General features: G+C 64.9%; 15 protein-coding genes and 1 pseudogene. 14 read left to right on the forward strand and 2 right to left on the reverse strand.

The window, feature by feature from the left end:
- The first annotated feature begins 15 nt into the window (after positions 1-15).
- The 9 genes from rpsA (at position 16) to cysM (ending at position 8,831) form a co-directional block, all read left to right on the forward strand.
- The gene (gene rpsA / locus DIE23_RS36245) at positions 16-1,728 is read left to right on the forward strand and encodes a 30S ribosomal protein S1 (protein ID WP_044844859.1); all 1,713 of its coding nucleotides are present in this window, start codon (positions 16-18) and stop codon (positions 1,726-1,728) included.
- A gap of 22 nt (positions 1,729-1,750) precedes the next feature.
- Positions 1,751-2,074: an integration host factor subunit beta gene (locus tag DIE23_RS36250; protein ID WP_006750752.1), complete on the forward strand. Its 324-nt coding sequence runs from the start codon at positions 1,751-1,753 to the stop codon at positions 2,072-2,074.
- 210 nt (positions 2,075-2,284) lie between these two features.
- Positions 2,285-2,578, forward strand: a complete 294-nt coding sequence (locus DIE23_RS36255; RefSeq protein ID WP_124617360.1) for a lipopolysaccharide assembly protein LapA domain-containing protein — start codon at positions 2,285-2,287, stop codon at positions 2,576-2,578.
- A gap of 53 nt (positions 2,579-2,631) precedes the next feature.
- The gene (lapB, locus tag DIE23_RS36260) at positions 2,632-3,804 is read left to right on the forward strand and encodes a lipopolysaccharide assembly protein LapB (RefSeq protein ID WP_124617362.1); all 1,173 of its coding nucleotides are present in this window, start codon (positions 2,632-2,634) and stop codon (positions 3,802-3,804) included.
- A gap of 90 nt (positions 3,805-3,894) precedes the next feature.
- Positions 3,895-5,295, forward strand: a complete 1,401-nt coding sequence (locus DIE23_RS36265) for a UDP-glucose/GDP-mannose dehydrogenase family protein (RefSeq protein WP_124617364.1) — start codon at positions 3,895-3,897, stop codon at positions 5,293-5,295.
- Between the two features lie 7 nt (positions 5,296-5,302).
- On the forward strand, positions 5,303-6,253 hold the full coding sequence (rfaE1, locus tag DIE23_RS36270; RefSeq protein ID WP_124617366.1) for a D-glycero-beta-D-manno-heptose-7-phosphate kinase: 951 nt from the start codon (positions 5,303-5,305) through the stop codon (positions 6,251-6,253).
- A 58-nt stretch (positions 6,254-6,311) separates the two neighbouring features.
- Positions 6,312-7,304 carry an ADP-glyceromanno-heptose 6-epimerase gene (gene rfaD / locus DIE23_RS36275; protein WP_124617368.1) on the forward strand — a complete coding sequence of 331 codons (993 nt, stop codon included), beginning with the start codon at positions 6,312-6,314 and terminating at the stop codon, positions 7,302-7,304.
- 73 nt (positions 7,305-7,377) lie between these two features.
- Positions 7,378-7,722 (forward strand): helix-hairpin-helix domain-containing protein, encoded by a 345-nt coding sequence (locus DIE23_RS36280; protein ID WP_124617370.1) that lies wholly within the window; start codon positions 7,378-7,380, stop codon positions 7,720-7,722.
- Positions 7,723-7,928: 206 nt separating this feature from the next.
- Positions 7,929-8,831 (forward strand): cysteine synthase CysM, encoded by a 903-nt coding sequence (gene cysM / locus DIE23_RS36285; protein WP_124617371.1) that lies wholly within the window; start codon positions 7,929-7,931, stop codon positions 8,829-8,831.
- A gap of 76 nt (positions 8,832-8,907) precedes the next feature.
- On the opposite strand, the gene mltB is transcribed toward cysM, so the two are convergent.
- A complete protein-coding gene (gene mltB, locus DIE23_RS36290; protein WP_124617372.1) occupies positions 8,908-10,257 on the reverse strand; it encodes a lytic murein transglycosylase B in 1,350 nt (449 codons plus the stop codon).
- Between the two features lie 43 nt (positions 10,258-10,300).
- Between mltB and DIE23_RS36295 the strand changes: the two genes are divergently transcribed.
- Positions 10,301-11,224, forward strand: coding sequence for a histone deacetylase family protein (locus tag DIE23_RS36295; protein WP_011351344.1), 924 nt, complete (start codon positions 10,301-10,303; stop codon positions 11,222-11,224).
- A 22-nt stretch (positions 11,225-11,246) separates the two neighbouring features.
- Here DIE23_RS36295 and DIE23_RS36300 read toward each other — a convergent pair whose 3' ends face one another.
- The gene (locus DIE23_RS36300) at positions 11,247-12,173 is read right to left on the reverse strand and encodes an alpha/beta hydrolase (RefSeq protein ID WP_260436334.1); all 927 of its coding nucleotides are present in this window, start codon (positions 12,171-12,173) and stop codon (positions 11,247-11,249) included.
- A 215-nt stretch (positions 12,174-12,388) separates the two neighbouring features.
- Here DIE23_RS36300 and DIE23_RS36305 point away from each other — a divergent pair, with 215 nt between their 5' ends.
- From DIE23_RS36305 to DIE23_RS36320, 4 genes and pseudogenes are all read left to right on the forward strand, one after another.
- Positions 12,389-13,423 (forward strand): methionine ABC transporter ATP-binding protein, encoded by a 1,035-nt coding sequence (locus tag DIE23_RS36305; RefSeq protein ID WP_124617374.1) that lies wholly within the window; start codon positions 12,389-12,391, stop codon positions 13,421-13,423.
- Positions 13,413-14,066, forward strand: a complete 654-nt coding sequence (locus tag DIE23_RS36310; RefSeq protein ID WP_014897715.1) for a methionine ABC transporter permease — start codon at positions 13,413-13,415, stop codon at positions 14,064-14,066. The genes DIE23_RS36305 and DIE23_RS36310 overlap by 11 nt, the downstream gene beginning before the upstream one ends.
- A 28-nt stretch (positions 14,067-14,094) precedes the next feature.
- Complete coding sequence (locus DIE23_RS36315) at positions 14,095-14,889, forward strand: MetQ/NlpA family ABC transporter substrate-binding protein (RefSeq protein ID WP_124606140.1); 795 nt, start codon at positions 14,095-14,097, stop codon at positions 14,887-14,889.
- Between the two features lie 229 nt (positions 14,890-15,118).
- Positions 15,119-15,195, forward strand: a pseudogene (locus DIE23_RS36320) (electron transfer flavoprotein subunit beta/FixA family protein); the annotation flags it as partial.

A 15,195-nucleotide genomic window follows, 5' to 3' on the forward strand; every position in this document is an offset into this window, starting at 1 on the left:
CACAATCAGATTTTTATGTCCGACCTGCAAACCTCCACCCCGAATACCGAATCCTTTGCGGCTCTGTTCGAAGAGTCGCTGACCCGCCAAGACATGCGCGCCGGCGAAGTGATTTCCGCCGAAGTCGTGCGCGTCGACCACAACTTCGTGGTCGTCAATGCAGGCCTGAAGTCCGAGGCTTACATTCCGATCGAGGAATTCCTGAACGATCAGGGCGAGGTTGAGGTGCAGTCGGGCGATTTCGTGTCCGTCGCGATCGACGCACTCGAAAACGGCTACGGCGACACGATCCTGTCGCGCGACAAGGCGAAGCGCCTTGCATCGTGGCTGTCGCTGGAAAAGGCCCTCGACAACAACGAACTCGTCACCGGCACGATCACCGGCAAGGTGAAGGGCGGCATGACCGTGATGGTCAACGGCATCCGCGCGTTCCTGCCGGGTTCGCTGGTCGACACGCGTCCGGTCAAGGACACGACCCCGTACGAAGGCAAGACGCTCGAGTTCCGCGTGATCAAGCTCGATCGCAAGCGTAACAACGTCGTGCTGTCGCGTCGTGCAGTGATCGAAGCAACGCAAGGCGAAGAGCGCGCGAAGCTGCTTGAGACGCTGAAGGAAGGCGCGATCGTCAACGGCGTGGTCAAGAACATCACCGACTACGGCGCGTTCGTCGACCTCGGCGGCATCGACGGCCTGCTGCACATCACCGACATCGCATGGCGTCGTGTGCGTCACCCGAGCGAAGTCCTGTCGGTTGGCCAGGAAGTCACCGCGAAGATCCTCAAGTTCGACCAAGAGAAGAACCGCGTCTCGCTGGGCATCAAGCAACTGGGCGACGATCCGTGGGAAGGCATCTCGCGCCGTTACCCGTCGGGCACGCGTCTGTTCGGCAAGGTCACGAACATCACCGACTACGGCGCATTCGTCGAAGTGGAATCGGGCATCGAAGGCCTCGTCCACGTGTCGGAAATGGACTGGACCAACAAGAACGTTGCTCCGTCGAAGGTTGTCCAGCTCGGCGACGAAGTCGAAGTCATGGTCCTCGAGATCGACGAAGACCGTCGTCGTATCAGCCTCGGCATGAAGCAGTGCAAGCCGAATCCGTGGGATGACTTCAGCCGCAACTTCAAGAAGGGCGACAAGATCACGGGCGCAATCAAGTCGATCACCGACTTCGGCGTGTTCATCGGTCTGCCGGGCGGCATCGACGGCCTGGTTCACCTGTCGGACCTGTCGTGGAGCGAAGCCGGCGAAGAAGCCGTTCGCAAGTACAAGAAGGGCGACGAAGTCGAAGCGATCGTGCTTGGCATCGACGTCGAGAAGGAGCGTATTTCGCTCGGCATCAAGCAGCTCGAAGGCGACCCGTTCAGCAACTACGTTGCAATGAACGACAAGGGTTCGATCGTCGACGGCGTGGTGAAGTCGGTCGATGCGAAGGGCGCTGTCATCACGCTGACGGGCGACATCGAAGGCTACCTGCGTGCATCGGAAATCTCGCAGGATCGTGTCGAAGACGCACGCAACGTGCTGAAGGAAGGCGACAAGGTCAACGCGATGGTGATCAACATCGATCGCAAGTCGCGTGGCATCAACCTGTCGATCAAGGCGAAGGATTCGGCTGAACAACAGGAAGCGATCCGCGGCCTGCAGTCGGACACCAGCGCTGCTGCGACCGGTACGACCAACCTCGGCGCGCTGCTGAAGGCGAAGCTCGACGGCCAGAACCAGTAAGCCTCACGAGGTCTGCTGAAGTATGACCAAATCCGAGTTGGTCGCGCAGCTGGCACTGCGATTTCCGCAACTTGTCCTCAAGGATGCGGATTTCGCGGTGAAAACGATGCTCGATGCGATGTCCGACGCCTTGTCGAAAGGGCATCGCATCGAAATTCGGGGTTTCGGCAGCTTCGGCCTCAACCGTCGCCCGGCGCGCGTCGGACGCAACCCGAAGTCGGGGGAGAAAGTGCAGGTGCCCGAGAAGTTCGTGCCTCACTTCAAACCCGGCAAGGAATTGCGCGAACGCGTCGACGGCCGCGCCGGCGAGCCGCTGAAAGCTGATGATCCGGACGACGAACGTTGAACGTCGTGCGGCTTGCCCGGAATCCGTCCGGCAAAGGCTGAAGAAAAAAGCGCCCCTTGCGGGCGCTTTTTTCATTTCCGGCTGCCGCGTGGCAATACGCGTGCGCAGGATGTGCGGTGACGCGGAAACGCTTCCTTTACAATACGGGTCGATTCGGCGCCGCGAAGGGGAGTCGCGCGCCACGGCAAACCTCAACAAAGAGAGGGTTATATGAAGTTTATCGTCTGGCTGATCCGGGTGTTGGTGTTCGTGCTGCTGCTGGTGCTTGCACTGGCCAATACGCAAACCGCGACGCTGAATTTCGTTGCCGGCTATGCATGGCAAGCGCCGCTGATCCTGATCGGCCTCGCGTTCTTCGTCGTCGGGCTGCTGGCCGGCCTGCTGTCGGCGCTGCCGGCGACCTTCCGCCTGCGCCTCGAGAACGGGCGCCTGAAGCGCGATCTGCGCGCGGCGCGCGAAACCCCGGCCATCGTCGACCAGCCGCCGATGCCGCCCGTCATTTAACACGGACGCCGCGCGATCCTCGCGCGGTTTTCGTCTCTGCTTCGATATTTCGCATGGATCTGGATTTCTGGTGGTTGCTCGCGATTCCGGTGGCGTTCGCGCTCGGCTGGGCGGCGTCACGCTATGACCTGAAGAACCTCCTGTCGGAGAGCGCCAACCTGCCGCGGTCGTATTTCCGCGGCCTGAACTTTCTGTTGAACGAACAACCGGACAAGGCGATCGACGCGTTCATCGAGGTCGCGAAGCTCGACCCCGAGACGGTCGAACTGCACTTCGCGCTCGGCAACCTGTTTCGCCGCCGCGGTGAAACGGACCGTGCGATCCGCGTGCACCAGAATCTGCTGAGCCGCACGGACCTGCCGGTAAACGAGCGCGACCACGCGCTGTACGAGCTTGGCCAGGATTTCCTGAAGGCCGGCCTGCTCGATCGTGCCGAGGAGGCCTTCCACCGGCTCGCCGACGGCGACTACGCGCTGGGCGCGCAGCGGGCGCTGCTGACGATCTACGAGATCGAGAAGGACTGGAACAAGTCGATCGATACCGCGAAGCGCATCGAATCGATGAGCGACAAGCCACTCGGCACCGAAATCGCGCAGTTCCATTGCGAACTTGCGCAGGATGCGCTGCAACGCAAGAACTCCTCGGCCGCGGCCGAGCAGTTGAAGCTCGCGCTTGCCGCGAACCCGCAGAACGTCCGCGCGACGATCCTGTCCGGCGATGCCGCGCAGGCGGCGGGCGATCACGCGGCCGCGATCGAGCACTGGAAGCGCGTCGAGGCGCAGAATCCCGCTTATCTGCCGCTCGTCGCGGACAAGCTCATGAAGGCCCATGTCGCGCTCGACAAACTGGTCGAGGGCGCCGAACTGCTGATGGACTACGTCGATCGCTATCCGTCGAACGACCTGCTCGATATTGCGTATCAGCATATCGCCGGGTTGCGCGGCCAGGAAGCGGCGCATACGCTCGCGCGCACGCAGATGGAGAAGTCGCCGAACCTGTCGGGCATGCTGCACCTGCTCGATGCGCAGATCGCGGCCGCCGACGAGCCGCGCCGTAAGGAACTTGAAATGATGCGTGCGCTGATCAAGCAGCGCACCAAAAATCTGCCACGCTATACGTGCCAGAATTGCGGTTTCCGGGCGCGGCTCTTCTACTGGCAGTGCCCCGGATGCAGCGGGTGGGAAACCTATGCGCCGCGCCGCGTCGAACCCGCGATGCCGGGTTGACCCCGGCGCGCGGCGCCGACGCGGTGCGGTTGCCGCCGGGTCCAGCCCGGCGGCCAAGTTAGTCAATTACCGGGACGTACCGGAACATCTATGAAAATCACCATCATTGGCACCGGCTATGTCGGTCTTGTCACGGGCTCCTGCCTCGCCGAGATCGGCCACGACGTCTTTTGTCTGGATGTCGATCCGCGCAAGATCGAGATCCTGAACAATGGCGGGATGCCGATTCACGAACCGGGCCTGCTGGACATCATTGCGCGCAATCGCGCGGCGGGGCGTCTGCGCTTCTCGACCGACATCGAGGCGAGCGTCGCGCACGGAGAGATCCAGTTCATCGCGGTCGGCACGCCGCCCGACGAGGACGGTTCGGCCGACCTGCAATACGTGCTCGAGGCCGCGCGCAACATCGGTCGTTACATGACCGGTTTCAAGGTGATCGTCGACAAGTCGACGGTGCCGGTCGGTACGGCGCAGCGCGTGCGCGCGGTGGTCGACGAGGCGCTCGGCGCACGCGGGCTCGCGGGCAGCGTCGCGCACCGTTTCTCGGTCGTATCGAATCCGGAATTCCTGAAGGAAGGCGCGGCAGTCGAGGACTTCATGCGCCCGGACCGGATCATCATCGGTGTCGACGACGACGAGACGGGCACGGTGGCGCGCGAGAAGATGAAGAAGCTGTACGCGCCGTTCAACCGCAATCACGAGCGCACGATCTACATGGACGTGCGTTCCGCGGAATTCGCGAAATATGCGGCGAATGCGATGCTCGCGACGCGCATCTCTTTCATGAACGAGATGTCGAATCTCGCCGACAAGGTCGGTGCCGACATCGAAGCCGTGCGCCGCGGGATCGGTTCAGATCCGCGCATCGGCTATCACTTCCTGTACGCGGGCGTCGGCTACGGCGGCTCGTGCTTCCCGAAGGACGTGCAGGCGCTGATCCGCGCCGCCGGTGAGAACGGCCAGCCACTGCGCATCCTGGAGGCCGTCGAAGCGGCCAACTCCGCGCAGAAGGACGTGCTGATCGGCAAGATCGAGCAGCGCTTCGGCGCGGACCTGACCGGTCGCGAGTTCGCGGTCTGGGGCCTCGCGTTCAAGCCGAATACGGACGACATGCGCGAGGCGCCGAGCCGTCGGCTGATCGCCGCGCTGCTCGGGCGTGGCGCGATCGTGCGCGCGTACGATCCGGTTGCGATCGACGAGGCGCGCCGCGTGTTCGCGCTCGATCTCGGCGAGGCTTCCGACGCGCTTGCGCGCCTGCATTTCGTCGATACCCAGGACGCGGCCGTGACCGCCGCGGATGCGCTCGTGATCGTCACCGAGTGGAAGGAATTCCGGAGCCCGGATTTCACGCGCCTGAAGGCCGAACTGAAGGCGCCGGTTATCTTCGACGGACGCAACCTGTACGAACCGGATGCGATGGCCGAACTCGGTATCGACTACCATGCGATCGGGCGTCCGCATGTCGATCCCCAGTCCTCCTCCCGTGGATGATCGCACGATGACCACCCTTCGCGAAGTGGTGCCGGTCCCACGCGCGCAGCTCGCGCGTTCGCGCGTGCTCGTCGTCGGCGACGTGATGCTCGACCGCTACTGGTTCGGCAACGTCGACCGTATTTCACCGGAAGCGCCGGTGCCCGTCGTGCACGTGCAACGTCAGGAAGAGCGGCTCGGCGGTGCGGCCAACGTCGCGCGCAACGCCGTGACGCTCGGCGGTCAGGCCGGGCTGCTGTGCGTGGTCGGCTGCGACGAACCCGGTGAGCGGATCGTCGAACTGCTCGGTAGCAGCGGGGTGACGCCCCATCTCGAGCGCGATGCGGCGCTGCCGACGACCATCAAGCTGCGCGTGCTTGCGCGCCAGCAGCAACTGCTGCGCGTCGATTTCGAAGCGATGCCGACGCACGAGGTGCTGCTCGCCGGGCTCGCGCGGTTCGACGCGCTGCTGCCGCAGCACGACGTCGTGCTGATGTCGGATTACGCGAAAGGCGGGCTGACGCACGTGACGACGATGATCGAGAAGGCGCGCGCGGCCGGCAAGCCGGTGCTCGTCGATCCGAAGGGCGGCGACTGGGTGCGCTATCGCGGCGCATCGCTGATCACGCCGAACCGTGCCGAGTTGCGCGAAGTCGTCGGTCAGTGGCATTCGGAAGACGATCTGCGCGCGCGTGTTGCGAAGCTGCGTGCTGAGCTCGATCTCGATGCGTTGCTGCTCACGCGTTCGGAAGAGGGGATGACGCTCTTTTCCGCCGCGGGCGAACTGCACGCGCCGGCGCTCGCGCGCGAGGTGTACGACGTGTCGGGTGCGGGCGATACCGTGATCGCGACCGTCGCGACAATGCTCGGCGCAGGCGTGCCGCTCGTCGATGCCGTCGTGCTGGCGAACCGTGCCGCGGGTATCGTGGTCGGGAAGCTCGGCACGGCGACCGTCGACTACGACGAACTGTTTCACTGAGCGCATCGGGCGGCGAGCGTGCCGCCCGGATGGCTCCCATTTTTCAGGCAGGACGACCATGACCATCATCGTCACCGGCGCAGCCGGTTTTATCGGCGCGAACATCGTCAAGGCGCTCAACGAGCGCGGCGAGTCGCGCATCATCGCGGTCGACAATCTGACTCGCGCGGACAAGTTCCGCAATCTCGTCGATTGCGAGATCGACGACTATCTCGACAAGACGGAATTCGTCGAGCGTTTCGCGCGCGGCGATTTCGGCAAGGTGCGCGCGGTGTTCCATGAGGGCGCCTGTTCCGATACGATGGAAACCGACGGCCGCTACATGATGGACAACAACTTCCGCTACAGCCGCGCGGTGCTCGATGCGTGCCTCGCGCAGGGCGCGCAGTTCCTGTACGCGTCGTCGGCGGCGATCTACGGCGGCTCGACGCGTTTCGTCGAGGAGCGCGAGGTCGAGGCACCGCTGAACGTCTACGGCTATTCGAAGTTCCTGTTCGACCAGGTGATCCGCCGCGTGCTGCCGAGCGCGAAGAGCCAGATCGCCGGGTTCCGCTACTTCAACGTGTACGGTCCGCGCGAGACGCACAAGGGTCGCATGGCGTCGGTCGCGTTCCACAACTTCAACCAGTTCCGCGCGGAAGGCAAGGTCAAGCTGTTCGGCGAGTACAACGGTTATGCGCCGGGCGAGCAGACGCGCGACTTCGTGTCGGTCGAGGACGTCGCGAAGGTGAACCTGTTCTTCTTCGATCATCCGGAGAAGTCGGGCATCTTCAACCTCGGCACCGGCCGTGCACAACCGTTCAATGACATCGCGTCGACGGTCGTGAACACGCTGCGCGCGCTCGACAACCTGCCGCCGCTGACGCTCGCGCAGCAGGTCGAGCAAGGGCTGATCGAATACGTGCCGTTCCCGGATGCGCTGCGCGGCAAGTACCAGTGCTTCACGCAGGCCGACCAGACGAAACTGCGTGCCGCCGGCTACGATGCATCGTTCCTGACGGTGCAGGAAGGTGTCGACCGCTACGTGCGTTGGCTGTCCGGCCAGGTTTAAGTCCACGCGCCGCATCGTTAGACTGGGTCTCACGGTCGGCAGCCGCCGACCGTTTTCACCGGAGATCCAGCACATGATCAGGAAATGGTTTGCCGCCGCCGTGATGTTCGGCGCGATCGCGTCGGCCTGGGCGGCCGTCGATGTCAATACCGCCAACGAGGATGCACTCGTCGGCATCAAGGGCATCGGTCCCGCGCGTGCAAAGGCGATTCTCGACGAGCGCGGCGCACGCGGGCCGTTCAGGAATGCAGACGATCTCGCATCGCGCGTGAAAGGCATGGGCGGTCATACGGTCGAGCGCCTTCAGCAGGAGGGGCTGACGATCGGCGCGGCAGGCTCGGGCGCGCTGGCACCTGCCGCGGGCAAGCCCGCTGCGGCGAAACCTGCCGCGGCGCCTGCCCGCACTGCGCAGAAGTAACGCACACGAGACAAAGGGCTCCTTCAGTCGTCGTCGTTGCGACGGCTTCCCGCGGCATGCCGCGGGTTTTTTGCGTGCATGCTGCACGCGCACAATCGTGAATCGTGAGGCACGCCTATTCCATCGTCACAATGGGGTTGCCGGCGCGAGCCTCTGTGCTGGTTTACAATTAATTGATTGATCGGCCTCGCACTCACGGTATCCCCATGGCTTACAAAACTATCGAAGACACGATTGGCAACACGCCGCTCGTGCAACTGGTCCGCCTGCCGGACGACGAGATTCGCGCACGCAACAACGTGGTGCTCGCGAAGCTGGAAGGCAACAATCCGGCCGGCTCCGTGAAGGATCGCCCGGCGCTGTCGATGATCAGCAAGGCCGAGGCGCGCGGTCGTATCAAGCCGGGCGATACGCTGATCGAGGCGACGAGCGGCAACACGGGCATCGCACTCGCGATGGCCGCGGCGATCCGCGGTTACAAGATGGTGCTGATCATGCCGGAGGACCTGTCGGTCGAGCGTCGCCAGAGCATGGCCGCTTACGGCGCCGAAATCATCCTGACGCCGGTAAAGGGCGGTATGGAACTGGCGCGCGACCTCGCGGAGCAGATGCAGCGCGAAGGCAAGGGCGTGATCCTCGATCAGTTCGGCAACCCCGACAACCCGATCGCGCACTACGAAGGAACGGGCCCGGAGATCTGGCGCGACACCGAAGGTCGCGTCACGCACTTCGTGTCGGCAATGGGCACGACGGGCACGATCATGGGCACGTCGCGCTATCTGAAGGAGCAGAATCCGGCGATCGAGATCGTCGGCGCGCAGCCGGAAGACGGGTCGCGCATTCCGGGCATTCGCAAGTGGCCGGAAGCCTATATGCCGACGATCTTCGATCGCAGCCGCGTCGATCGCGTCGAGAACTTGAGCCAGGCGGCGGCGGAAACGATGGCGCGCCGGCTCGCGGCCGTCGAAGGCATCTTTGCCGGCATCTCGTCGGGTGGCGCATGCGAAGTCGCGATGCGCATCGCGCGTCAGGTCGAAAACGCGACGATCGTGTTCATCGTCTGCGATCGCGGCGACCGCTACCTGTCGACCGGCGTGTTTCCTGCCTGAGCCGGAACGGCATCCGCAGAACCGCGCGATAAAAAAGCGCCGCACAAGCGGCGCTTTTTCTTTGCGCGGGCCGCGCTTACTGCGCCGGCGCTTCCGTGTCCGCCGCAGGCAGCGGCAGCGCGCCACTCGCTTCCATCTGCGCCTTCACCGCTTCGCCGAGCTGGTACACGGTGAGCGCGTAGAAGAAGCTTCGGTTGTAGCGCGTCAGCACGTAGAAGTTCTTGAGGCCGAGCATGTATTCGGTCGCGCGCCCCGGCGACGGCAGATCGACCACGGTGACAGGCGTGCCGGCTTCGGTGGTGATATTGACCATCGGCTCGTTGAGCGTCATGCCGGCGCGCAGCAGTTGCGACAGTGCCCAGTGCGGTTCGGGCTGGCCGTCCGCGGCCGCCTGGGCGATGCCGAGGCTGCCCGTGTCGGGCGTGATCTGCCAGACCACCGGGCGATCGGTTTCCCAGCCGTGTTGCTTCAGGTAGTTCGCGACGCTGCCGATCGCATCGGCAGGACTACTGCGCAGATCGACGTGGCCGCCGCCGTCGTAGTCGACCGCATACTCGCGGATGCTGCTCGGCAGGAACTGCGGGATGCCGATCGCACCCGTATACGAGCCGAGCACGGTGGTCGGGTCGAGCTGGTTGTCGCGGGTCCAGACGAGGAAGTCCTCGAGGTTCTTGCGGAACGTGGCCTGGCGGCTGTCGCGATTCGGCGTGTCCGGGTAGTCGAACGTGAGCGTCGTCAGCGTATCGAGCACGCGGAAGTTGCCCATGTAGCGGCCATAGATTGTTTCGACGCCGATGATGCCGACGATCACTTCGGGCGGCACGCCGAATTCCTGGGACGCGCGCTGCAGCGTTGCCTGGTTCGCCTTCCAGAATTTCACGCCCGCGTTGATGCGAATCGGTTCGATGAAGCGCGAACGATAGACGCGCCAGTTCTTCACCGAAGGCGTCGGCGCCGGCTTCACGAGCTTCACGGCGGTGGCCGAGTAGCTGATGCGCGAGAACAGCGCATGCAGGCTCGCGGAATCGAAGCCGTTGCGGCTCACCATCTCGTCGATGAACGCATCGACCTTTGCGTTGCTCGCGTAACGCTGCGGAACGATCTCCTCTTCGAAGGTCTGGCCTTGCGGCGCCGGCTGCTGCGGTTGCGCCTGCGCGACGAGCGTGCCGGGTGACTTCGCAGGCTGCGTCTGCGCGACGGCAGGTGCGGCGGCCAGGGTAGCGGCGACGGCAGCGGCAACGAGCGGAATGCGAACGTGGAACAGCGTGGAGAGAAGGGCGGCAGGCTTGCTGGAATTCATGTCGAAGCGGGCGGACAGGGCGATGGGGTTCGGCGCAGTATACCCGACGCATCTTGCGTACCGGGGCGAAGCAGCGCACCGTTGTGGTAAGTTAGCGGCGAATTCGCGGCAGACGATGGACATCATTGATGGAGACCTGCGGCGCACCCTGCGTCGCGGATGACAGCTTATGGCAACCGCCTTCTATACGCACCCCGACTGCATGCTGCACGAGATGGGGGAATGGCATCCGGAATGCCCGGCCCGACTGTCGGCGATCCAGGATCAGCTGATCGCGAGCCGCATCGACGACCTGATCGTGCACGAAACCGCGCCGTTCGCGAGCGAGGTGGCGCTGGGCCGCGTGCATACGCAGGCCCATATCGACTACATCCGCAGCATGACGCCCGTCGACGGCTACGTCGAGATCGATCCGGACACGCTGATGAACCGCGACACGTGGCGCGCCGCGCTGCGTGCGGCCGGCGCCGCGATCGCGGCGACCGACGCGGTGATCGAAGGCCGCTACGCGAATGCGTTCTGCGGCGTTCGGCCGCCCGGCCATCACGCGGAACCCGCGCGCGCGATGGGATTCTGCTTCTTCAACAATGTCGCGATCGCCGCGCGGCATGCGCTCGACGTCCACGGCCTCGAGCGCGTCGCGATCATCGATTTCGACGTGCACCACGGCAACGGAACCGAAGCCGCGTTCGCGAACGACGAGCGCGTGCTGATGTGCAGCTTCTTCCAGCATCCGCTGTACCCGTTCTCGGGCGTCGATCACCAGGCGCCGAACATGGTCAACCTGCCGATGCCTGCGCGCAGCAACGGGATGGCGATCCGCGAAGCGGTCGACATGTTCTGGCTGCCGCGTCTCGACGCGTTCAAGCCGCAAATGCTGTTCGTGTCGGCCGGTTTCGACGCGCATCGCGAGGACGACATCGGTAATCTCGGTCTCGTCGAGGCCGATTTCGAATGGCTGACCGCGCAGATCGTCGACGTCGCGCGCCGGCATGCGCAGGGCCGCATCGTGAGCTGTCTCGAGGGCGGCTACAACCTGTCGGCACTCGGGCGCAGCGTCGTCGCACACCTGCGCGTGCTGGCCGGCATCTGACCGGCAGCGGGGCGGCACGCGTTCAGCGCGTCGGCACGTGCGAGTGAATCCACGCGATCAGTGCATCGATCACGCGGTCGCGCTCGAGATCGTTCATCGTTTCGTGGAACCCGCCTTCGTATAGCGTCAGCGTGCGATCGGGCGAGCCGACGTGTGCGCCGAACGCGCGGCTTCCGTCGGGTTCGGTCAGCTTGTCCTCGGTGCCGTGATAGACGAGGACCGGCACGCGCAGCGCGCCGCGACCGCGCTCGATGCGCGCCATCGCGTCGAGGATTTCGGCGCCGGTGCGTGCCGGCACCGCGCCGTGGTGCACGAGCGGATCGGCACGATTGGCCGCGACGACGGCCGGATCGCGCGACAGCAGCGCCGCATCGATCCTGATCGCGGGGAAGCCCGGCCACACGCGGCTGATGAAGCGGCTCATCGCGAGCATCCAGCGCGGCACGTCGCGTCCCGGCGCGAGTGCCGGGCTCGACAGCACGAGGCCCGCCAGCGCGTGGCCGCGGGCCGGTACGCGTTCGATCGCATACAGCGCCGCGACCGCGCCGCCCATGCTGTGCCCCATCAGGAAGAGCGGCGTATCGCCGCGGGCGGCCTCGGCAACCAGCGCATCCGCATCGTTCAGGTACCCGTCGAAACGCTCGATCCACGCGCGTTTGCCGGGCGACCGGCCGTGCCCGCGCAGATCGATCGCCAGCACGTCGATGCCGGCCGCGTTCAATCTGGCCGCGAGCGCCGCGTAACGGCCCGCATGCTCGGCGAGGCCGTGCACGAGCGCGATCGTCGCGCGCGGCGGCACCGTGCCGTCGCCGGCCGGCCAGCGATACGACGCCAGTTCGAGCCCGTCCGCGGTACGCAGCCGGCCCATCCGCGGGGCAGGCTGCGATACCGGGCCCGGTGCCATGGTGGCGATGGCGGGTGCGGCGGCCTGCGTGGTGCTGGTGGTCATCTGGCGTGTCCCCTGTTCGTTGGCATCGGTGTTCCGGATCATAGTCGCGACATTTCCGCGGCGGGCCAGCGGCGCTCCTCTAATTTCGTCTGGTTATGAAAAGATCGAAATCGATTATTAAGTGGAATGAGGCGTTTGCGGTAAAATCGCCGGTTATTCCAGATGCATCGGCGGCCGACTGGCGGGCCTCGCCTGTCGGCCGCCGCTTTGTTTACATGATCGAATTACGCAATCTGTCGCAGCGTTTCCCGGGGCCGACCGGCTGGGTCGACGCATTGCACAACGTCAATCTGACGATCCCGCAGGGCGAGGTGTTCGGCATCATCGGCCGAAGCGGGGCCGGCAAGAGCACGCTCGTGCGCACCATCAACCTGCTCACGCGGCCGACCGAAGGCAATGTCGTCGTCGGCGGACGCGATCTCACGCTGCTGCCGTCCGGCGCGCTGCGCGAAGCCCGCCGCGAGATCGGCATGATCTTCCAGCACTTCAACCTGCTGTCGTCGCGCACGGTGTTCGACAACGTCGCGCTGCCGCTTGAGCTGGCCGGCGCGAGCCGCGCCGACATCGAGGCGGCCGTGCTGCCGCTGCTCGACCTCGTCGGGCTGTCCGCACAGAAGGATCGCTATCCGGCGCAGATCAGCGGCGGCCAGAAGCAGCGCGTCGGCATCGCCCGCGCGCTCGCGAGCAAGCCGAAGGTGCTGCTGTCGGACGAAGCGACATCGGCGCTCGATCCCGAGACCACCCGCGCGATCCTCGACCTGCTGAAACGCATCAACCGCGAACTCGGCCTGACGATCGTGCTGATCACGCACCAGATGGAAGTGATCAAGCAGGTGTGCGATCGCGTGGCGGTGCTCGACGCGGGCCGCGTGGTCGAAGAGGGCCGCGTGATCGACGTGTTCCTGCAGCCGCATCACGAAGTGACGCGCGCGCTGATCGGCGACGTGATCGCGCAGGAACTGCCGCCGGCGATGAAGGCACGCGTGGCCGAGCGGCTGAAGACGGGCAGCGGGCATCTGCTGCGGCTCGCGTTCACCGGCTCGGGGGTCGACCAGCCGATCCTGTCGGAGACGATCCGCCGGTACGAACTCGATTTCAACATCCTGCACGGCCAGATCGACGAGATCCAGGGGCAGGCGTTCGGGTCCCTCGCGGTGCTCGCGGGCGGCGAACCGGGCAAGGTCGGGCAGGCGCTCGCGTTTCTGCGCGAGCAAGGTGTGGTGGTGGAGGAGCTTTCGTATGTTGAGTGAGATGTTCGATATGTTCGTGCAGTCGTTCTGGGAGACGCTGATCATGGTCGGCATCTCGGGAGCGGTCGGCGCGCTCGTCGGGCTGCCGCTCGGCGTGCTGCTGTACCTGACCGACCGCCAGGGCGTGCTGCAGAACCTCGGCGTGAATCGCGTGCTCGGCGGCATCGTGAATGCGGTGCGCTCGACACCGTTCATCATCCTGCTGGTCGCGGTCATTCCGCTCACGCGGCTCGTCACGGGGTCGTCGATCGGTACGGCCGCGGCGGTCGTGCCGCTGACGCTCGCGGCCGCGCCGTTCGTCGCGCGGCTGGTCGAGACCGCGCTGCGCGAGGTCGACCGCGGGCTGATCGAGGCCGCGCAGTCGATGGGCGCGACGACGTCGCAGATCGTGTTCAAGGTGCTGCTGCCCGAATCGCTGCCGGGCATCGTCGCGGGCCTGACGATCACGTTCGTATCGCTCGTCGGCTATTCGGCGATGGCCGGTGCGATCGGCGGCGGCGGGCTCGGCGATCTCGGGATCCGCTACGGCTACCAGCGCTATCTGCCGGAAGTGATGTGGACGGTCGTCGCGATCCTGATCGTGTTCGTGCAGATCGTGCAGTCGTTCGGCGACTGGCTCGTGCGCCGGCTGAGCCACAAGTAAAAACGACATTCATTCGTTGGGGGAGACGATGCAACGACGTTTCATGCTGAAGTTCGCGGCCGCACTCGGCGCGGCCGCGCTGTTCGCAAGCGCGCACGCGCAGGCCGAAACCATCAAGGTGGGCGTGACGGGTGGCCCGCACGCGCAGATCATGGACGTGGTGAAGAAGGTCGCGGCCAAGAGCGGCCTCGACATCCGCGTCGTCGAATTCTCCGATTACGTGCAGCCGAACGCGGCGCTCGCGTCGGGCGATCTCGACGCGAACAGCTACCAGCACGATCCGTATCTGCAGGCGCAGGTGAAGGATCGCGGCTACAAGCTGATCAAGGTCGCGGATACCGTCACGTTCCCGATGGGCATCTACTCGAAGCGGGTGAAGTCGCTGGCCGAGTTGAAGCCCGGCGCGCGCATCGCGGTGCCGAACGATCCGACTAACGGCGGCCGTGCGCTGCTGTTGCTGCAGAAGCAGGGGCTGCTGAAGTTACGTGCGGACGCCGGACTGAAGGCGACGCCGCTCGACATCGTCGACAATCCGCGCAAGCTGAAGATCGTCGAGCTCGATGCGGCGCAGATTCCGCGCTCGCTCGGCGACGTCGACGCGGCGGCCATCAACACCAACTACGCGATGGAAGCGGGGTTGAAGCCGAAACAGGACGCGATCGCGATCGAGGGCCCGAACGGCCCGTACGCGAACATTCTCGCGATTCGCGAGGCCGACCGGAGCAAGCCGTGGGTCGCGAAGCTGGTTGCGGCCTACCATTCCGCGGAAGTGAAGCAGTTCATCGAACAGAAGTTCGGCGGCGCGGTCATCGCCGCCTGGTAACACGTGGTGCTGGGCGCGCCCGGTGACGATTAGAGTCGATGATCGAAAACCCGGGCTTTGCGTCCGGGTTTTTTCTCTTTTAAAATAGAACGACCGTTCGTTATTGCCGGCGCGCCGAAGAGGAGCGCTATCCTCGATAGCCGCGATGGATGGGTCCGCTTGGCCGCGCAGTCATGAGGCCTCGCTATAGAATGGCCTCTGGTCGTATTCGTAACTTTGGAGCGTGTGCATGAAAATCCTGGTGCCAGTGAAAAGAGTGGTCGATTACAACGTGAAGGTCCGCGTGAAGTCGGACAACACGGGCGT

Source organism: Burkholderia sp. Bp9143 (assembly GCF_003853645.1).
Taxonomy (GTDB): Bacteria; Pseudomonadota; Gammaproteobacteria; order Burkholderiales; family Burkholderiaceae; genus Burkholderia.